The sequence below is a fragment of the Aeromicrobium sp. A1-2 genome (assembly GCF_003443875.1).
Lineage (GTDB): Bacteria > Actinomycetota > Actinomycetes > Propionibacteriales > Nocardioidaceae > Aeromicrobium.
This window is the reverse complement of the sequence record NZ_CP027482.1, coordinates 1,088,552-1,105,408: the sequence shown is the minus strand read 5'-3', so window position 1 is coordinate 1,105,408 and position 16,857 is coordinate 1,088,552. Positions and strand designations below refer to the sequence as shown.

18 protein-coding genes are annotated in these 16,857 nt (G+C 67.9%); 10 read left to right on the top strand and 8 right to left on the bottom strand.

The window, feature by feature from the left end; all coding sequences use genetic code 11:
- Window positions 1-4: 4 nt before the first annotated feature.
- Genes C6I20_RS05440 through C6I20_RS05430 form a run of 3 tightly spaced genes read right to left on the bottom strand, consistent with a single transcriptional unit; the run spans window position 5 to window position 2,174 of the window.
- Complete coding sequence (locus C6I20_RS05440; RefSeq protein ID WP_118395031.1) at window positions 5-574, bottom strand: hypothetical protein; 570 nt, start codon at window positions 572-574, stop codon at window positions 5-7.
- A complete protein-coding gene (gene htpX, locus C6I20_RS05435) occupies window positions 575-1,474 on the bottom strand; it encodes a zinc metalloprotease HtpX (RefSeq protein ID WP_118395030.1) in 900 nt (299 codons plus the stop codon).
- A complete protein-coding gene (locus C6I20_RS05430; RefSeq protein WP_162891144.1) occupies window positions 1,449-2,174 on the bottom strand; it encodes a PspA/IM30 family protein in 726 nt (241 codons plus the stop codon). The genes htpX and C6I20_RS05430 overlap by 26 nt, the downstream gene beginning before the upstream one ends.
- Window positions 2,175-2,287: 113 nt before the next feature.
- Here C6I20_RS05430 and C6I20_RS05425 point away from each other — a divergent pair, with 113 nt between their 5' ends.
- Entirely contained in the window at window positions 2,288-2,836 is a 549-nt protein-coding gene (locus C6I20_RS05425) for a DUF3043 domain-containing protein (protein ID WP_162891143.1), read from the top strand.
- 28 nt (window positions 2,837-2,864) lie between these two features.
- Here C6I20_RS05425 and C6I20_RS05420 read toward each other — a convergent pair whose 3' ends face one another.
- On the bottom strand, window positions 2,865-3,065 hold the full coding sequence (locus C6I20_RS05420) for a hypothetical protein (RefSeq protein WP_118395027.1): 201 nt from the start codon (window positions 3,063-3,065) through the stop codon (window positions 2,865-2,867).
- A gap of 60 nt (window positions 3,066-3,125) precedes the next feature.
- Complete coding sequence (gene gcvT, locus C6I20_RS05415; protein WP_254052259.1) at window positions 3,126-4,226, bottom strand: glycine cleavage system aminomethyltransferase GcvT; 1,101 nt, start codon at window positions 4,224-4,226, stop codon at window positions 3,126-3,128.
- Between the two features lie 58 nt (window positions 4,227-4,284).
- Here gcvT and C6I20_RS05410 point away from each other — a divergent pair, with 58 nt between their 5' ends.
- Both C6I20_RS05410 and C6I20_RS05405 read left to right on the top strand, forming a co-directional pair.
- Window positions 4,285-5,736, top strand: coding sequence for a leucyl aminopeptidase (locus C6I20_RS05410; protein ID WP_118395025.1), 1,452 nt, complete (start codon window positions 4,285-4,287; stop codon window positions 5,734-5,736).
- A complete protein-coding gene (locus C6I20_RS05405; protein ID WP_118395024.1) occupies window positions 5,733-7,091 on the top strand; it encodes a serine hydrolase in 1,359 nt (452 codons plus the stop codon). Before C6I20_RS05410 ends, C6I20_RS05405 begins: the two co-directional genes overlap by 4 nt.
- A 15-nt stretch (window positions 7,092-7,106) precedes the next feature.
- Here C6I20_RS05405 and C6I20_RS17325 read toward each other — a convergent pair whose 3' ends face one another.
- Window positions 7,107-7,679, bottom strand: a complete 573-nt coding sequence (locus C6I20_RS17325) for a hypothetical protein (protein ID WP_216822995.1) — start codon at window positions 7,677-7,679, stop codon at window positions 7,107-7,109.
- 104 nt (window positions 7,680-7,783) lie between these two features.
- Between C6I20_RS17325 and lpdA the strand changes: the two genes are divergently transcribed.
- Genes lpdA through C6I20_RS05385 form a run of 3 tightly spaced genes read left to right on the top strand, consistent with a single transcriptional unit; the run spans window position 7,784 to window position 11,945 of the window.
- Entirely contained in the window at window positions 7,784-9,184 is a 1,401-nt protein-coding gene (gene lpdA, locus C6I20_RS05395; protein ID WP_118395023.1) for a dihydrolipoyl dehydrogenase, read from the top strand.
- Window positions 9,185-9,205: 21 nt separating this feature from the next.
- Window positions 9,206-11,050 carry a 2-oxoglutarate dehydrogenase, E2 component, dihydrolipoamide succinyltransferase gene (gene sucB / locus C6I20_RS05390; RefSeq protein WP_118395022.1) on the top strand — a complete coding sequence of 615 codons (1,845 nt, stop codon included), beginning with the start codon at window positions 9,206-9,208 and terminating at the stop codon, window positions 11,048-11,050.
- A gap of 4 nt (window positions 11,051-11,054) precedes the next feature.
- Entirely contained in the window at window positions 11,055-11,945 is an 891-nt protein-coding gene (locus tag C6I20_RS05385; RefSeq protein WP_118395021.1) for a TIGR01777 family oxidoreductase, read from the top strand.
- Between the two features lie 38 nt (window positions 11,946-11,983).
- Here C6I20_RS05385 and C6I20_RS05380 read toward each other — a convergent pair whose 3' ends face one another.
- A complete protein-coding gene (locus C6I20_RS05380) occupies window positions 11,984-12,430 on the bottom strand; it encodes a hypothetical protein (protein ID WP_162891142.1) in 447 nt (148 codons plus the stop codon).
- A gap of 67 nt (window positions 12,431-12,497) precedes the next feature.
- Between C6I20_RS05380 and lipB the strand changes: the two genes are divergently transcribed.
- The 3 genes from lipB to C6I20_RS05365 are packed head-to-tail and all read left to right on the top strand — an operon-like array spanning window position 12,498 to window position 14,898.
- Complete coding sequence (gene lipB / locus C6I20_RS05375) at window positions 12,498-13,220, top strand: lipoyl(octanoyl) transferase LipB (protein ID WP_118395019.1); 723 nt, start codon at window positions 12,498-12,500, stop codon at window positions 13,218-13,220.
- Between the two features lie 36 nt (window positions 13,221-13,256).
- Window positions 13,257-14,180 (top strand): lipoyl synthase, encoded by a 924-nt coding sequence (gene lipA, locus C6I20_RS05370; RefSeq protein WP_216823063.1) that lies wholly within the window; start codon window positions 13,257-13,259, stop codon window positions 14,178-14,180.
- Window positions 14,181-14,190: 10 nt separating this feature from the next.
- Window positions 14,191-14,898 (top strand): DUF4191 domain-containing protein, encoded by a 708-nt coding sequence (locus tag C6I20_RS05365; RefSeq protein ID WP_118395017.1) that lies wholly within the window; start codon window positions 14,191-14,193, stop codon window positions 14,896-14,898.
- Between the two features lie 6 nt (window positions 14,899-14,904).
- On the opposite strand, the gene C6I20_RS05360 is transcribed toward C6I20_RS05365, so the two are convergent.
- The gene (locus C6I20_RS05360; protein ID WP_118395016.1) at window positions 14,905-15,264 is read right to left on the bottom strand and encodes an RDD family protein; all 360 of its coding nucleotides are present in this window, start codon (window positions 15,262-15,264) and stop codon (window positions 14,905-14,907) included.
- A gap of 171 nt (window positions 15,265-15,435) precedes the next feature.
- Here C6I20_RS05360 and glnA point away from each other — a divergent pair, with 171 nt between their 5' ends.
- Window positions 15,436-16,857 carry a type I glutamate--ammonia ligase gene (glnA, locus tag C6I20_RS05355; RefSeq protein WP_118395015.1) on the top strand — a complete coding sequence of 474 codons (1,422 nt, stop codon included), beginning with the start codon at window positions 15,436-15,438 and terminating at the stop codon, window positions 16,855-16,857.

Sequence of the window (16,857 nt, the reverse complement as noted above, 5' to 3'; positions counted from 1 at the left end):
TCTCCTAGGTCAACCCCGGTGCTCCCCAGATCGCGAGCCACTTGGTGAGATCTGGCTCGACCGGCACGTCTTCGCCGACGACTCCCCTGACCTGCAGCTCCAGCGCGTTGTCGCGCTTGTCCCCCGCCAGCGGCGCGAACGGGTAGAACGTGCCGCGCTTGTAGAGGTAGACCAGGCCGAGCGGCATGCCGTCGGGGGTGGCGAAACCGATCGTCGAGCACAGCAACGCAGAGCCGAAACCCGCGTCCACCAGCGAGCTGTTGACGGCGTGCAGGTCGGTCACGAGGCCCGACACGTCGTGATCAGCACGTGCCACCGTGAGCCAGTGGAATCCGAACCGGTCCTCGCTGCGGGCGACCGTCGCCCCTGTCCCGGCCAGGATGAGCTGCTCCGCCTCGGCCATCACAGCGTCGTCCGCCTTGCCCTCGACGTCACGGAAGCAGACCGAGCCCGAGCCGGAGGTGGTGAATCCTTCGGTCTGCAGGGACAGCGCGGCCTGTGGCACGGCAAACAGGACGTCAAGGTCGGCCGGTGGCGGCTTGCTGCGGCCCAGCAGCGAGTCGAAGATGCCCACTTAGCGCTCCGAGAGCTCGGCGCTGACCTGCGCGAGCTGGTCGAGCCGCTGCTGGAGAGGCGGGTGCGTGGAGAACAGTGCGCCGATGGACTGCCGGTTGATTGCCGGGGCGAAGAAGAAGGCGCTGATCGCCTGGCCCTCGCGCAGGTCGCTGTTGGGGATCCGTGCCATGTCGCCGGAGATCTTGACCAGCGCAGAGGACAGCTTCGACGGCCGACCGGTCAGGTACGCCCCGCTGCGGTCGGCGCTCAGCTCGCGATAGCGCGACAGCGAGCGGGTCAGGATGAAGCTCAGGAAGTACACCGCCATGCTGACCAGGAACACCACGAGAAACACCGCGCCGTTGTTCCTGTTGTTCCGCCCGCCGAAGATGTTGCCGGCATACATGCCCCACCGCGTGATGAAACCCGCGAGCAACCCCAGCGAGGACGCGACGGTCATGACGGTGACGTCACGGTTGGCCACGTGCGAGAGCTCGTGCGCCAGCACGCCCTCGAGCTCGTCGGCGTCGAGTCGCTGCATGATGCCGGTCGTGACGCACACTGCGGAGTGTCGGGGCGAGCGACCGGTCGCGAAGGCATTGGGCATGTCGGTCACCGCTACGGCGACCCGTGGCTTGGGCATGTCGGCGAGCGCGCAGAGCCGGTCGATCATGGCGTGCAGCTCAGGTGCCTGCTCGGGTTGGACGATCTTGGCACCCATCGACTTCAGCGCCAGGGAGTCTGAGAAGTACCACTGGCCCCAAGCCATCGCGAGCACGATCACGATGCCGAATCCGCCCAGCGGAGTGGCGGTCAGCAGCACTGCACCGAACGCAACGTAGAGGAGGCCCAGGCCCAGGCCGACGCCGCCCATCCGCAGCGTCAGACCGCGGTCACTTCGGAAGCGTGTCCGTGCCATCGTCGTCCTTCCCGTGACCTGAAATCTGCTCGAGCTGGCGATCGACCTCGGCATCGTCCAGTGCCGCGTCGAACTGCCGACCGAGCGCAGCGTCGGCGCTCTCCCCCGGCCGGCCCACGATCCCGTCGGCCACGAGCTCGTCGACGGCATCAGCGGTCGCCTCGAGCTCACGCGTGCGCCGCTCCGCGGACGCCATGGCCTGGCCCACGTCGCTGACCGACGAGTTGATGCCCGAGGTCGCACTGTTGATCTCCGCACGGGCTGCGGCTGCGGTGTGCCGGGCCGCCAGGGTGTCCTTGCGGACGCGGAATGCCTCGACGTCGCGCTCAACCTTGAGCGCAGTTGCCGTCAGGTTGTTCTCCTCGGACTTGAGATCGGCGTGCCGTGCGGTGAGGTCCTGCGCAGCCTTTTCGATAGCGACCTTGCGGGTCAGCACCGAGCGTGCGCCGTCGTCGTCACCCCGGGCGACCGCCTGACGCGCTTCGTCGTCGAGCTGTGCGGACTGCTGGGTCAGGGCCACGAGCTGGAGCTCGACCCGCTTGCGGCTCGTTGCAACATCGGCGACCCCGCGGCGTACCTGACGAAGGAGTGCGGTCTGGGTCCGGTACGTCTCGTCGAGCCGGTCCTTCAGACCATCGACGTCGTCGCCCCTGAATCGCCAGGACCGGAAGATCGTCGCGATGCGGCTGCCCAGGCTCATCGGGTCACCTGCGTGACCAATCGACAGCACCGAGACGGCAGCACGACTCCCGTATCGTGACCCGCTCGCAGACGCTCGTTCATGCTCTCCAGCCTACGGGTAGGGTGACCCGGGTGGTAGACGAGACGGAGTCAGGCAAAGGGCGCGCGACGCCCAGTCGCAAGCAGGCCGAGGCGGCCCGCAAGAAGCAGATGAAGGTTCCGGTGTCCCGCAAGGACCAGGTCAAGCGCGAGCGCGCGGCCCGCGAGGAGCTGCGGCTTAAGCAGCGCGAAGCGCTCAAGACCGGCGACGAGAAGTTCCTCCCGGCTCGCGAGCGCGGTCCGGTACGCAAGTTCTGCCGTGACTATGTCGACCGCCGCTGGAACTTCGCCGAGTTCCTGCTGATCTTCCTGGTCCTGATCCTGCTGCTGAGCATCGTCGGCGCCGGCGCCCAGTGGAGCGCGGCTGCGACATTCGTGCTCTACCCGTTCGTGATCATCGGGACTGTGCTCGACGAGATCATCCTGGTGCGCGGGCTGCGCAAGCAGCTCAAGGCGCGATTCGATCCTGACGAGATCGGCGGCTCGATCGCGTACACCGTGCTGCGCAGCACGCAGCTGCGCAGGTTCCGCCTGCCGAAGCCGCAGCTCAAGCGCGGCGAGGCACTGGCCAGCCGCTACTAGGACGAGCCCGGGTCCTTGAGCCCGTGGGTCAGTTGTTTTCGGCGTGGAGTGACATCGGCCCGTAGATCTGGGTCTCACCGTCGAACAGCCGTACCTGGTCGACGCCCTGTTCGAGCAGTTCTCCGAACGCCTCGCCGACCCACGACTCGGCGTCTCCACGACTCTCGAAGACCTCCGAGCGCCCGGTGACTTCACCCAGTGAGGTCTCCAACGTCCATGTCCAGCTCATCGCACTGCTCCTGTGGTCGAACGGGTGTGGCGCACCACCCTAGCGAGTCCGCCGCGCGGGCTAGCTGGACTTGGTGGACGGCTGCACGAAGGGCGGCTTGGTGACGGTGAACGCCTCCGAGCGGCCACGGACGTCCACCACGACGGTCGCGCCATCCTCGACCGACCGCTCGAGCAGCGCCAAGGCGATCCCCTGACGCAGCGTGGGCGAGAACGTGCCGGAGGTGATCTCACCAAGCTCCCTGCCTTCAGCATCGAGCACTCTCATGCCCGGGCGTGGGATGCCCCGCCCTTGCGAGAGGAGACCGCGGAGCGTACGCACGACCTTCTCCTCGCGCTGTCGCTCCAACGCCGCCTTGCCCCAGAATGCCGGCTTCTTCCAGCCGACCGCCCAACCTGCCCGGGCCATGACGGGGCTGATCTCGGCAGACAGCTCGTGCCCGTGCAGCGGGTAGCCCATCTCGGTACGCAACGTGTCACGCGCGCCGAGACCGCAGGCCCGGATGCCGTGTGCCTGCCCCGCGGCAATGACGGCGTCCCACACCTCGCCGGCCGATGCAGACGGAACAACCAGCTCGTAGCCGCGCTCACCCGTGTAGCCCGTGCGGCACACCGTGATGTCGTGGCCCGCGATGGTCGCATCGGCGAACGACATGTACTCGTGGTCGACGGGCAGGTCGAGCGAGGTCAGCACCTCATCGCTGAACGGGCCCTGGATCGCGAGCACGGCGAAGTCGCGGTGCTGGTCGACGACCTCGATGCCGGTCGGCGCCGCCGCCTCGAGTCGTGCGACCACTGAGGCCGTGTTGGCAGCGTTGGGGATCAGGAAGACCTCGAAGTCGCTGCGCAGGTAGGCGATCAGATCGTCGACCGTGCCGCCGTCCTCGTCACAGCACAACGTGTACTGGGCCTTGCCGCTATCGATGCGTCCCAGGTCGTTGGTGAAGCACGTGTTGACGAACTCCGCAGCGCCGGATCCCCGCACGAGCGCCTTGCCGAGGTGGCTGACGTCGAACAGGCCGACCGCCTCTCGGACTGCCTTGTGCTCGGCGAGCACTCTCCCGCCGGCGTACTCCAAGGGCATCTCCCACCCCCCGAACTCGGCGAGCTTGGCGCCCAGGGCGACATGACGGTCGTGCAATGGCGAATGCAACAGGTCCATACCAGCCAACCTAGAGGGTGGTCGCGCTCGACGAGCTCGCGACCATAGAGTGACAGACATGCCTTCGCCTTCTGTCAGCCTCAGCACTGCCAAGCCGACCACTGCCCAAGCCGACGCGCTGATCCTCGGGATCCGCGGCGACGAGGACAAGGGAGAGTTCGCCGCCATCCTCGACCTGCTGGGATTCACCGGCGAGAAGGGGCAGACCGTGACGTTCCCGGGCGGGGACGGCATCAAGGCGTCCACCGTCGTGGCCGTCGCGCTGCCTGAGGCGCCCACGGCCGAAGACCTGCGTCGGGCTGCCGCGCGAGGCGTCCGCGCCGCCAAGAACGCAACCAGCATCGCGCTGGCCCTGCACCCGGCCGGTGTCGACGAGGTCGAGGCAATCGCCGAGGGCGTCGCGCTGGGTGGATACGTCTTCGAGACCTACAAGTCGGCCAAGAAGGATGCCAAGAAGAAGGTCCTGACGTCGATCGTGATCCTCAGCCCGTTCGCCCGGCAGACCACCGCGACCAAGGCAGTCGAGCGCGCGGCCACCGTCGCAGAGGCGGTCAACGTCGCCCGCGACTGGGTCAACACGCCTCCTGGCGACCTGCGACCCGGCGCCTTCGCCGAGGCCATCACGGCGCACGCCGGCACCGACGTCAGGGTCTCGGTGTGGGACGAGAGGCGGCTTGCCAAGGAGAAGTGCGGCGGGATCCTCGGCGTGGGTCAGGGCTCGGACAGCCCACCCCGACTCGTGACTCTGTCGTACGAGCCGGCCGACGCTGTCGCCCACCTCGCGCTGGTTGGCAAGGGCATCACCTTCGACTCGGGCGGACTCTCGATCAAGCCCGGGGCCTCGATGCAGACCATGAAGCTCGACATGGCCGGAGCCGCCGCGGTCGTCGCGGCGACCGTCGCGATCGCCCGGCTCGGACTGCCGATCAAGATCACGGCGTACGCCTGCCTCGCCGAGAACATGCCGAGCGGCGGCGCAACCCGTCCGGGCGACGTGCTCCACATGCGCAGTGGAGCAACCGTTGAGGTGCACAACACCGACGCCGAGGGTCGACTGGTCCTCGCCGACGGCCTTGCGCTCGCCGCGGAGGCCAAGCCCGATCACATCGTCGACGTCGCAACCCTGACCGGAGCCTGCGTCGTGGCGCTCGGCGAGCTGACCAGCGGCGTCATGAGCAACGACGACGAGCTCGGTGAGACCGTCCTGGCCGCCTCGCGCGTGGCGGGCGAGTCGATGTGGCGCCTCCCGATCACCGAGGAGATGAAAGGCAAGGTCACCTCCTCGAGCATCGCCGACCTCCGTCAGCACAATCCCAAGCCGTACGGCGGCGCCCTGTTCGCAGCAGCGTTCCTGCGCGAGTTCGTGGGCGACATCTCGTGGGCACACATCGACATCGCCGGGCCGTCGTTCAACGAGGGCGGCGCGACGGACTACACCCCGGTCGGCGGCACCGGTGTCGGCGTACGCACGCTCGTCAGGCTCGCGACGGAGTTGTCCACGACTCGATGACGATCGACCACTCCACGGCCCGCGCCCTGTCCCACCGGCTCGCGGTCGAGCAGTCGAAGCAGCGCCTGCCTTCGATCACCGCAGGCATCGTGCGCGATGGCCAGCTCGTCTGGTCCGAGGCGATCGGAGCCATCGACGGCCGGGTCGATGGCCCGGTCGCGTCGACCGACACCCAGTACCGGATCGGGTCGATCTCCAAGACCTTCGTGGGCGTCGAGGTCATGCGGTTGCGCGACGAGGGCCGGCTCGACCTCGGGGACACGATCGGGACTCACCTGCCCGAGGTGCCGTTCCCGCAGGTCACGATCGCTCAGCTGCTGACCCACACGTCCGGCCTGCAGGCCGAGTCCGATGGTCAGTGGTGGGAACGGAGCCAGGGCGGTTCATGGACCGACCTGGTGGCCAGCGCTCCTGCCCTGCGCGCGACGCCCGGCACGACGTTCCACTACTCCAACGTCGGCTATGCGGTGCTGGGCGAGCTCATCGCCAGGCTCCGCGAGCAGCCGTGGCAGGACGCCGTCCGCATCGGGATCCTGGCGCCGCTGGGCATGTCCCGCACGACTCTCCGCCCCGAGACCCCAGCCGCACCCGGGCTCGCGGTGCACCCGCTTGCAGATCTGCTGCACGCCGAGCCTGAGCACGATGCGGGCGCGATGTCTCCGGCCGGCCAGCTGTGGTCGACGGTCCAGGACCTGGCGGTGTGGGCGGCATTCCTCGCGGGGCACACCCAGGACGTCCTCGCCCCCCGCACCCTCGCCGAGATGCTGCGCCCCATCGCTGTCAACGACATGGTTGACGCCGCATGGACCGGCGCGCACGGGCTCGGCTGGCAGACGTGGAACGTGGCAGGCCGCAGGTTCGCGGGGCACGGCGGGTCCATGCCCGGTTTCCTCGCAACCATGCGGGTCGACGTCGCCACGGGCGACGGGGTCGTGCTGATGACCAACGCCACGAGCGGCCTCGGCCCTGCGACCTCCGAACTGCTGGACCTGTTCGCCGAGCGCGAGCCGACCCTCCCGGCCCCGTGGCACGCGGACGGAGCCCAGAGCGCGGCACTCGACCTGGTCGGGCCGTGGTTCTGGGGGACGTACGAGTTCCGGCTGACGCTCGAGTCGGACGGTCGGCTCCGGCTGGGCACACCCGGCGAGGGGCGCGGCGCCCGGTTCGGCCCGGACGTGGACGTGGACGGCTGGACCGGCCTCGACGGCTACTACCGCGGTGAGCCACTCGTCGCAGAGCGCGACAGCGCGGGAGATGCCACCCGGCTCGTGCTGGCGTCGTTCGTCTTCACTCGGACGCCGTACGACGCCGCGGCCGAGGTGCCCGGCGGGCTCGATCCGACCGGCTGGCACTAGGACGGGTCGGGGACCTCAGTCCGGCAGGCCCAGGGTCCGCGCGGCCTCTTCGACGGTGTCCCATCGTTCCCTCGCGCCGCCGACGCGATCGGGGTGCGACCGCGAACGCGCCTTCTTGTAGACCCTCATAAGCTGGTCGAACGACGGCGCGCTCGGCAACGGCTCGACGCCGGCAATCGACTCGAGGGTCATGATCGCGGCAAGCTCCTTGGGAGTCTGTCTCGGCGGCGGTGAGGCCGTGGTCCGGGTCGGCGGCGTCGCCCCCTTGGCCTTGCGCAGGTCGTACTCGCGCTTGCGGGTCGGGACACCGACCAGGTTGGCGTCGTAGACCGGGACGTTGAGCTTCTTGCGAGAGAAGTCGCGGGCCGCCTGCGGTGACGCCACGCGGCGGCGGATCGACTCGCCGTCGCCCGCGACCAGGAGCAACGTCGTCTGGGTCACCGACGTCTTGGGCTCGATGTACGCCTCGACCCCCTTGCGCGACTCGGCGAAGGCGCGCAGCGCATCCAGATCGGCGCGGCCGGCGTTGCGGTCGGAGACGACAGCACCACCAGCGGTCCTGACCTTTCGGCCGCGGAAGATTCCCATGGCACAAGTGTGCCCGATCGACGGGCACGCCCGATCAACCCCGGTGGCAGGTTCATGGTCCGGAGTGACAAGATGAGGTCGAGAGCGATCCTTGGGAGGACACCGTGGCGGACGGCGCCGGCAACAACTTCGACATTGTGATTCTCGGCGGCGGCAGCGGAGGCTATGCCTGCGCACTGCGCGCCGTACAGCTTGGCAAGACCGTGGCACTGGTCGAGAAGGGCAAGCTGGGCGGCACGTGCCTGCACAACGGCTGCATCCCGACCAAGGCCCTGCTGCACGCGGCCGAGGTCGCGGACACGGCGCGCGAGAGCGAGCAGTTCGGCGTCAAGTCGACGTTCGAGGGCATCGACATGAATGGTGTCAACGCCTACAAGGACGATGTCGTCGCCCGCATGTACAAGGGTCTGCAGGGCCTGATCAAGGCCGGTGGCATCACCGTGGTCGAGGGCGAGGGCGAGCTCGTCGAGACCTCGCCTGACGGCGGCGGCACCATCGAGGTGGCTGGCGAGCGTTACACCGGCACCAACATCGTGCTCGCGAGCGGCTCCTACGCCCGCACCCTGCCCGGGCTGGAGATCGGCGGACGCGTCATCACCAGCGACGAGGCGCTCACGATGAGCGAGGTGCCGGAAAAGGTCGTCATCATCGGTGGCAGCGTCATCGGCGTGGAGTTCGCGTCGGTCTGGAAGTCCTTCGGGGCCGACGTCACGATCATCGAGGCCCTCCCCACGCTCGTCCCGCTGGAGGATCCCGCGCTCAGCAAGCAGCTCGAGCGCGCGTTCCGCAAGCGCAAGATCAACTTCAAGACCGGCATCAAGTTCTCCGGGGTCAAGCAGACCGACGAGGGCGTCACGGTGTCGCTGGAGAACGGCGACACGATCGAGACCGACCTGGTTCTGGTGGCGGTGGGCCGTGGGCCCAACTCCTCAGGCCTGGGCTACGAGGAGGCCGGCGTCACGGTCGATCGTGGCTGGGTGCCGACCAATGAGCGGCTCGCGACCAACGTCAAGGGCGTCTTCGCCGTCGGCGACCTGGTGCCCGGGCTTCAGCTCGCGCACCGCGGCTTCGCCCACGGCATCTTCGTCGCCGAGGAGATCGCCGGACTCAACCCGCAGCCGGTCATCGACTCAGGCATCCCTCGCGTCACCTACTGCGAGCCCGAGATCGCCTCGGTCGGCATCACCGAGCCGCAGGCACGTGAGAAGTTCGGCGACGACAACGTCGAGATCCAGGAGTACAACCTGGGCGGCAACGGCAAGTCGCAGATCCTCAAGACCACCGGCATCGTCAAGCTCGTGCGCCAGAAGGACGGCCCGATTGTCGGCGTCCACATGATCGGCTCCCGCTACGGCGAGCAGGTCGGCGAAGCATCGCTGATGGTCAACTGGGAGGCCTATCCCGAGGACGTCGCCCAGTTCATCCACGCGCACCCCACCCAGAACGAAGCACTCGGCGAAGCGGCACTCGCACTTGCCGGCAAGCCCCTCCACTCACACGCCTGACCCGGAGAACCAGAGGACATCATGGCCACGTCTGTCACACTTCCCGCTCTCGGCGAAAGCGTCACCGAGGGCACCGTCACGCAATGGCTCAAGCAGGTCGGTGACACAGTCGCCGTCGACGAGCCACTGCTCGAGATCTCCACCGACAAGGTCGACACGGAGATCCCGTCGCCCGTCGCCGGAGTCCTGCTCGAGATCAAGGCCAACGAGGACGACACGGTCGAGGTTGGCGCCGTGCTCGCGATCATCGGTGACGAGGGTGAGAGCGCCGATGGCGACGCAGCCCCCGCCGAGGCGCCGGTCTCGGAGGAGAACGTCTCAGAAGAGGTACCCGCCGAGCAGGCGCCTGCCGACGAGACCCCGGCAGAGCAGCCCGTGGCATCGAGCGCTTCCGAGGAGCGCTCCCCCGCACCGGAGGGCAGCGCGGAGGCCGAGCAGGCCGCCGCCGAGAACGCACCAGCACCCCAGGCCGAGGCCAAGCCGACGTCCGGCGGCACCGCGGTGACCCTGCCTGCACTGGGCGAAAGTGTCACCGAGGGCACCGTGACCCAGTGGCTCAAGCAGGTCGGTGACGACGTCGCCGTCGACGAGCCGCTGCTGGAGATCTCGACCGACAAGGTCGACACCGAGATCCCGTCACCCGTCGCCGGCAAACTGCTGGAGATCAAGGTCGCCGAGGACGAGACCGTCGAGGTCGGCGCCGAGCTCGCCATCATCGGTACGGCCGACGCCCAGCCTGCCGCGGAGCCCGAAGAGGCACCCGCACCGGAGGCCGAGCCTGAGCCTGCACCCGAGCCCGCTGCCGCCCCGGAGCCAGCTGTGACCCCGGAGCCTGCACCCGTTCCAACACCCGAGCCGGCCCAGCCCGAGTCGCAGGCCCAGCCCGAGCCCGCCGCAACACCTGCCCCTGCGGCACCGCGGGCCGAGTCCAACGGCGGCGGCGACACCTACGTCACGCCCATCGTCCGCAAGCTCGCCAAGCAGCACGACGTCGACCTGGCTGCCGTGACCGGCACCGGTGTCGGTGGCCGGATCCGCAAGCAGGATGTGCTCGACGCCGTGGAGAAGTCCGCCCCGGCCGCAGAGTCTGCGCCAGCGGCGGCGACCGATGCGCCTGCCTCGGGCAATCTCGATCCCTCGCCGTTGCGCGGCAAGACCGAGAAGCTCAGCCGTCTGCGCCGGACCATCGCAACCCGCATGCACGAATCGCTGCAGGTCTCGGCCCAGCTGACGACAGTCGTCGAGATCGACGTCACCGAGATCGCCCGTCTTCGGGCGCGGACCAAGGACGCGTTCTTCGAGCGCGAGGGGGTCAAGCTCTCGTTCCTGCCGTTCTTCGCCAAGGCCGCGATCGAGGCGCTCAAGACCTACCCGCAGGTCAACTCCTCGCTCGACCTCGAGGCCGGCACCGTGACCTACCCGGCCGGCGAGCACCTCGGTGTCGCAGTCGAGACGCCCAAGGGCCTGCTCGTACCGGTCATCCGGGACGCGGGCGATCTCAACATCGCTGGAATCGCGCGCAAGATCGCCGATGTCGCTGACCGCACCCGCAACAACAAGATCCTGCCGGACGAGCTGTCGGGCGGAACCTTCACGCTGACCAACACCGGCAGCCGTGGCGCCCTGTTCGACACGCCGATCATCAACCAGCCGCAGGTCGCAATCCTCGGCACCGGCGCGGTCGTCAAGCGGCCGGTCGTCATCACCGATCCGCACATCGGCGAGAGCATCGCAGTCCGTCAGATGGTCTACTTCGCGCTGACCTACGACCACCGCATCGTCGATGGTGCCGACGCGGCCCGTTTCCTGACCGCGATCAAGGACCGTCTCGAGGGTGGCTCCTTCGAGGGTGAGCTCGGGTCCTGACCGAATGCAGATCGTCATCGGTGGTGCGTCCGGTTTCCTCGGCACGGCACTGACCGCTCACCTTCGGGCCCGCGGCCACCAGGTCACCCGCCTGGTGCGCTCGGGCCAGCCCGCCGATGACTCGTCGACGTGGGACCCCAGCACCGGACGGATCGATCAGATCGTGATCGACCGCGCCGATGTCGTGGTCAATCTCTCGGGGTCCTCGGTCTCCAAGTGGCCGCGCACCCGCGCCCGTGCGCAGGAGATCGTGACGTCCCGCACGACGACGACCGGCACCTTGGCCAAAGCCATCGCGGCTTCACCGACACCACCGGCCATGATCTCGGCGTCCGGCATGTCCTACTACGGGACCGACCGCGGTGACGAACTCCTGACCGAGTCGAGCAGCGCCGGCGAAGGCTTCCTGCCTGACGTCGTCCGTCAGTGGGAGGCCGCTGCTTCACCGGCGATCGAGGCAGGCGCTCGCGTGTGCTTCGTTCGCACGTCGCTCGTGCTCGACGGCAATGAGGGAATCCTCGGCCTGATGGTCCCGGTGTGGAAGCTCGGTGGGGGTGCCCGGCTGGGTAGCGGCCGCCAGTACATGTCGTTCATCTCGGTGCACGACTGGGTGCGTGGAGTTGAGATGCTGATCGAGTCCCCCGACCTGAGCGGACCGTTCAACTTCGCGGCGCCTACAGCCGTCACCAACGCCGAGTTCACCGATGCGCTCGGCGCTGCCGTGCACCGCCCCACCTTCCTCGCCGCACCCGCCTTCGCACTCAAGCTCGCACTCGGCGGCATCTCTGCGGACCTGCTCGGTTCGCTGCGGATCGCGCCCCGGGCACTGACCGACGCAGGATTCACCTTCTCGGAGCCCGACATCGGCTCGACGCTCGAGGCCGCCCTGCGATGACTCCCCGGCTCACGGGCATCTCGACGTGAGCCGCGAACTCAGCGACGGGTCACTGGGCGAGGACTGGCCGTCGCGACCCGCCAGCCCCCAGCGGTGCGCAGGAGCGTGATGACCCGTCGCGACGGCTCGTCGTAGGGCAGCGCGGTCGACGAACCATCGGCCCAGACGACCTGTGCGGGCGCGAGCCGATCGACGACGTCGAGCCTGACCCGCGAGCCGGAGGCCGACAGCACGCGACACGACAGGATCCGTAGCTCGGCGCCGACGACCCTGGCGCCGCGGCGGCGGTGGTCGGCGATCATCGCGGCGTCGACTCTCCGGGCCTCGCTGCCCCGCACGTAGACGCGGTCCAGGAGCTTGGCATCGGCCCGCGCGAAGGCCGCGGCCCGTTCGTGGTCGAGCACGGCGAGAGTCGAGGCCCAGTGGTCCGCCGGTGCGGGCGAGACCGACCGCAGCGCGACGATCAGCACCCACAACCAGTCCATCCGCCCACTGTGCCGCGGCTGCCGAAGGCGCGCCGCCGGTCATCCACAGGGAGGCTAGGCTGGATACGTGACGCTGCAGATCATCGAAGACTGGTATGGCGACGGAGCCATCGACTACCTCGACGCCTGGGAGATCCAACGCGGGCTGCATGCCCAGCGTGTCGCCGACGAGATTCCCGACACCGCGATGTTCCTCGAGCACCCGGCCGTCTACACCGCCGGACGCCGCACCGAGCGCCACGAGCGCCCGTTCGACGGCACCCCGGTCGTCGATGTCGATCGCGGCGGCAAGATCACGTTCCACGGCCCGGGCCAGCTCGTCGGCTACCCCATCACCAAGCTGCCGTCCCACGTGCTCGTCGTCGATTACGTCCGGCGCGTCGAGGAAGCCCTGATCCGGGCGTGCCACGACCTCGGGGTCGAGACCGGACGCGTGCCCGGCCGTTCCGGCGTGTGGCTGCCCAAGGCACCTGGCCGGATCGAGCGGAAGATCGGCGCGATCGGCATCCGGGTTGCCCGCGGTGTCACGATGCACGGATTCAGTCTCAACGCCGATGTCGACCTGGGCTACTACGAACGGTTCGTCCCGTGCGGGATCGCCGACGCAGGCGTCACCTCGTTGACCGCCGAGCTGGGCCGGCGGGTCGCGGTCGCGACGGCAGCCGAGGCCGTCGCCCCGCACTTGCAGGAGCTGCTCATGTGGCAGCCGTACGAGCCGTGGCCGGACCTCCAGCAGGCCGACCATCCCGCCGTACTGGTGCTTGGTCTGGCGTCTGGGCAACAGGCGTAGGGTGACTTTGTGACTATCGCACCTGAGGGACGCAAGATGTTGCGTCTGGAAGTCCGCAATGCCGAGACCCCCATCGAGAAGAAGCCCGCGTGGATCAAGACCCGGGCGAAGATGGGTCCCGAGTACAACGAGCTGATGAAGCTCGTCAAGGGTGAGGGTCTGCACACGGTCTGTCAGGAAGCTGGTTGTCCCAACATCTTCGAGTGCTGGGAAGACCGCGAGGCCACCTTCCTGATCGGTGGCGAGCAGTGCACGCGCCGGTGCGACTTCTGCCAGATCGATACCGGCAAGCCCGATCCGATCGACCGGGACGAGCCCCGCCGCGTCGCCGAGAGCGTCCAGAAGATGGAGCTCCGATATGCCACGATCACGGGTGTCGCCCGTGACGACGTGCCCGACGGCGGCGCCTGGCTCTACGCCGAGACCGTGCGCAAGATCCATGAGCTCAACCCCGGCACGGGCGTCGAGAACCTGATCCCGGACTTCAACGGGATCCCCGAGCTCTTGACCCAGGTCTTCGACTCGCGTCCCGAGGTCCTGGCGCACAACGTGGAGACCGTGCCCCGCATCTTTAAGCGCATCCGGCCGGCGTTCCGCTACGAGCGGTCGCTCGACGTCATCACCCAGGCCCGCGACTACGGCCTGGTGACCAAGTCCAACCTGATCCTCGGCATGGGCGAGACCCGCGAGGAGGTCTCTCAGGCGCTGAACGACCTGCACGAGGCGGGTTGCGACCTGATCACGATCACGCAGTACCTCCGTCCGTCGGTGCGCCATCACCCCGTCGAGCGGTGGGTCAAGCCCGAAGAGTTCGTCGAGCTCAAGACCGAGGCCGACGAGATCGGCTTCGCCGGGGTCATGTCCGGCCCCCTGGTCCGATCGTCGTACCGAGCCGGCACGCTCTACAAGCAGGCCATCGAGTCCGGACGCGGGAGCATGTCGACGCGCACAGCGACGTAGACTGCCTCGTATGTCGAATGCCACCCCCGCGCCCGCCAAGGGCCGTCTGGGCCAGATGCGCCAGGCGTACACGATCACCAAGCGCAGTGACCGCAACATCGGTCTGATCCTGCTGCTGACCTTCCTCCTGACCGGCGGCGTCGCGGCTGCGCTGGGCTACTTCGTTTTCGGCACCGGAGTTTTCGGGCTGATCATCACAATCGTCTTCAGCCTGCTGATCGGCATCCTAGGTGTGCTCATCGTCTTTGGGCGGCGCGCCGAGAAGGCCGCCTACGCGCAGGTCGAGGGCCAGAAGGGTGCCGCTGCGGGCGCGCTCCAGATGCTCCGCAAGGGCTGGGAGCTCAAGCCCGCCGTCGCGTTCAACCGCAACCAGGACGTCGTGCACCGCGTCGTCGGTCGTCCCGGCATCGTGCTGGTCGGCGAGGGCAACCCCAATGGCGTACGCCAGCTGCTGATCGCGGAGAAGAAGAAGCACGCGCGGATCGCTGGTGAGGAGATCCCCGTCCTCGACGTGATCGTCGGCAACGAAGTGGGCCAGGTCAAGCTCACCAAGCTCGTCAAGCACATGCAGAAGCTTCCCAAGAACATCAAGCCCGCGCAGATGACTGGCGTGCTCTACAAGCTCAAGGCCCTCGACGCGACGCGTCCGGCTGCTCCCATGCCTCGCGGCCCCGTGCCGACGAGCATGAAGGGCTCACGCAAGGCCATGCGCGGCTGACACCCGCTAGAACCGGGTGACACGGGATCGCGACGCGATCTCGTGGAGTCCACGCTTGTCCTCGGTCATGACGATGGCTGGAATCACCAGGCACAGCAGCGCAGTACGCACCGCTGCCCGCAGCAGGCCGATGCTGCGCCCGTCCGGCCCTTCGACCCGCATGCCGAAGATCCGCTTGCCGATCGTGGTACCCAGCAAGCCGACCAACAGGGTCGTCTCGACGAAGAATGCCGCGAGCGGGACGAACGAGCCCGACGCACCGGAACCGGCGTACGACGTGCCGGTGATGGCGGCCGCGGTGAGCACCGCAATGATCCAGTCAATGAACAGCGCGCCGAATCGGCGGCCCAGGGAGACGGTCTGCACGCGGTGAGCCTACCGACGCGCCCCACGGACCCGACACGCAGACTTGTAACATGCTTGAAACAAACCAGTGACGGTCGGGAAACTGCCCGACCGTAACGTCAGCCGTACGGTGCAGCGACGCACTCACCTGCCATCGACAACTTAAGGCCGCAGAGCGGCCGAGGAGGCCACATGTTCGGCAATGCCGACGAGCTGTTCAAGTTCATCAAGGACGAAGGTGTCGAGTACCTCGACGTCCGTTTCACCGACTTGCCCGGCATCCAGCAGCAGGTCACCCTGCCGGCATCGACGTTCGACGCCGCCATGGTCGAGAGCGGAGTGGCTTTCGACGGCTCCTCGATCCGCGGATTCCAGACCATTGACCAGTCCGACATGGTGCTCTTCCCGGACGTCAAGACCGCGTACATCGATCCGTTCAAGGCGCGCAAGACCATCGCGATGGACTTCTTCGTGCACGACCCGATCACCGGCGAGGCGTACTCCCGCGATCCGCGCAACATCGCCCGCAAGGCCGAGGCCTACCTCGCGACCACCGGCATCGGTGACACTGCCTTCTTCGCGCCCGAGGCGGAGTTCTACATCTTCGACCGGGTCAACTACGGGACCGCCGCCAACAAGTCGTTCTACGAGATCCAGTCGAGCGAAGCCGCATGGTCCACCGGCGACGCGGTCGACGAGAACCGTGGCTACCAGGTCCGCTACAAGGGCGGCTACTTCCCGGTTGCACCGACGGACCGCACCGCGGACCTCCGCAACGACATGATGAGCAACCTCACCGACGCGGGGCTCACGCTCGAGCGCGGACACCACGAGGTCGGCACCGGCGGTCAGGCCGAGATCAACTACCGCTTCGACACGCTGCTCAAGGCTGCGGACGACGTCATGAAGTTCAAGTACATCGTGCGCAACACGGCGTGGGCCAACGACAAGACCGTCACGTTCATGCCGAAGCCGATCTTCGGTGACAACGGTTCGGGCATGCACGTGCACCAGTCGATCTGGAACGACGGCAAGCCGCTGTTCTACGACGAGACCGGCTACGGTGGACTGTCCGACATGGCGCGTCACTACATCGGTGGCATCCTCAAGCACGCGCCGTCGCTGCTGGCCTTCACCAACCCGTCGGTCAACTCGTACCGCCGCCTGGTGCCGGGCTTCGAGGCCCCCATCGCGCTCGTGTACTCGGCCCGCAACCGCTCGGCCTGCGTCCGCATCCCGATCACCGGCTCGAACCCCAAGGCCAAGCGCATCGAGTTCCGTTGCCCCGACCCGTCGGCCAACCCGTACCTCGCCTTCTCGGCGTTGCTGCTGGCCGGCATCGACGGCATCAAGAACAAGATCGAGCCGCCTGCCCCGATCGACAAGAACATCTACGAGCTGCCGCCCGAGGAGTACGAAGCCATCGACATGGTGCCGACCTCCCTCAACGACGTGCTCGACGCGCTCGAGGCCGATCACGAGTTCCTGACGGCCGGTGACGTATTCACGCCCGACCTGATCGAGACCTGGATCGAGTACAAGCGCACCGAGGAGATCCTGCCCGTGCAGCTGCGGCCGCACCCGCACGAGTTCGAGCTCTATTACGACATCTGA

Bases quoted from the DNA above. Each gene is read 5' to 3' on its own strand.
- C6I20_RS05420 (WP_118395027.1), bottom strand. From the start codon at position 3,065: ATGAGCTGGACATGGACGTTGGAGACCTCACTGGGTGAAGTCACCGGG.
- C6I20_RS05385 (WP_118395021.1), top strand. From the start codon at position 11,055: ATGCAGATCGTCATCGGTGGTGCGTCCGGTTTCCTCGGCACGGCACTG.
- C6I20_RS05430 (WP_162891144.1), bottom strand. From the start codon at position 2,174: ATGAGCCTGGGCAGCCGCATCGCGACGATCTTCCGGTCCTGGCGATTC.
- C6I20_RS05410 (WP_118395025.1), top strand. From the start codon at position 4,285: ATGCCTTCGCCTTCTGTCAGCCTCAGCACTGCCAAGCCGACCACTGCC.
- lipA (WP_216823063.1), top strand. From the start codon at position 13,257: ATGTTGCGTCTGGAAGTCCGCAATGCCGAGACCCCCATCGAGAAGAAG.
- htpX (WP_118395030.1), bottom strand. From the start codon at position 1,474: ATGGCACGGACACGCTTCCGAAGTGACCGCGGTCTGACGCTGCGGATG.
- C6I20_RS05365 (WP_118395017.1), top strand. From the start codon at position 14,191: ATGTCGAATGCCACCCCCGCGCCCGCCAAGGGCCGTCTGGGCCAGATG.
- C6I20_RS05380 (WP_162891142.1), bottom strand. From the start codon at position 12,430: ATGGACTGGTTGTGGGTGCTGATCGTCGCGCTGCGGTCGGTCTCGCCC.
- C6I20_RS17325 (WP_216822995.1), bottom strand. From the start codon at position 7,679: ATGGGAATCTTCCGCGGCCGAAAGGTCAGGACCGCTGGTGGTGCTGTC.
- sucB (WP_118395022.1), top strand. From the start codon at position 9,206: ATGGCCACGTCTGTCACACTTCCCGCTCTCGGCGAAAGCGTCACCGAG.
- C6I20_RS05405 (WP_118395024.1), top strand. From the start codon at position 5,733: ATGACGATCGACCACTCCACGGCCCGCGCCCTGTCCCACCGGCTCGCG.
- glnA (WP_118395015.1), top strand. From the start codon at position 15,436: ATGTTCGGCAATGCCGACGAGCTGTTCAAGTTCATCAAGGACGAAGGT.
- gcvT (WP_254052259.1), bottom strand. From the start codon at position 4,226: ATGGACCTGTTGCATTCGCCATTGCACGACCGTCATGTCGCCCTGGGC.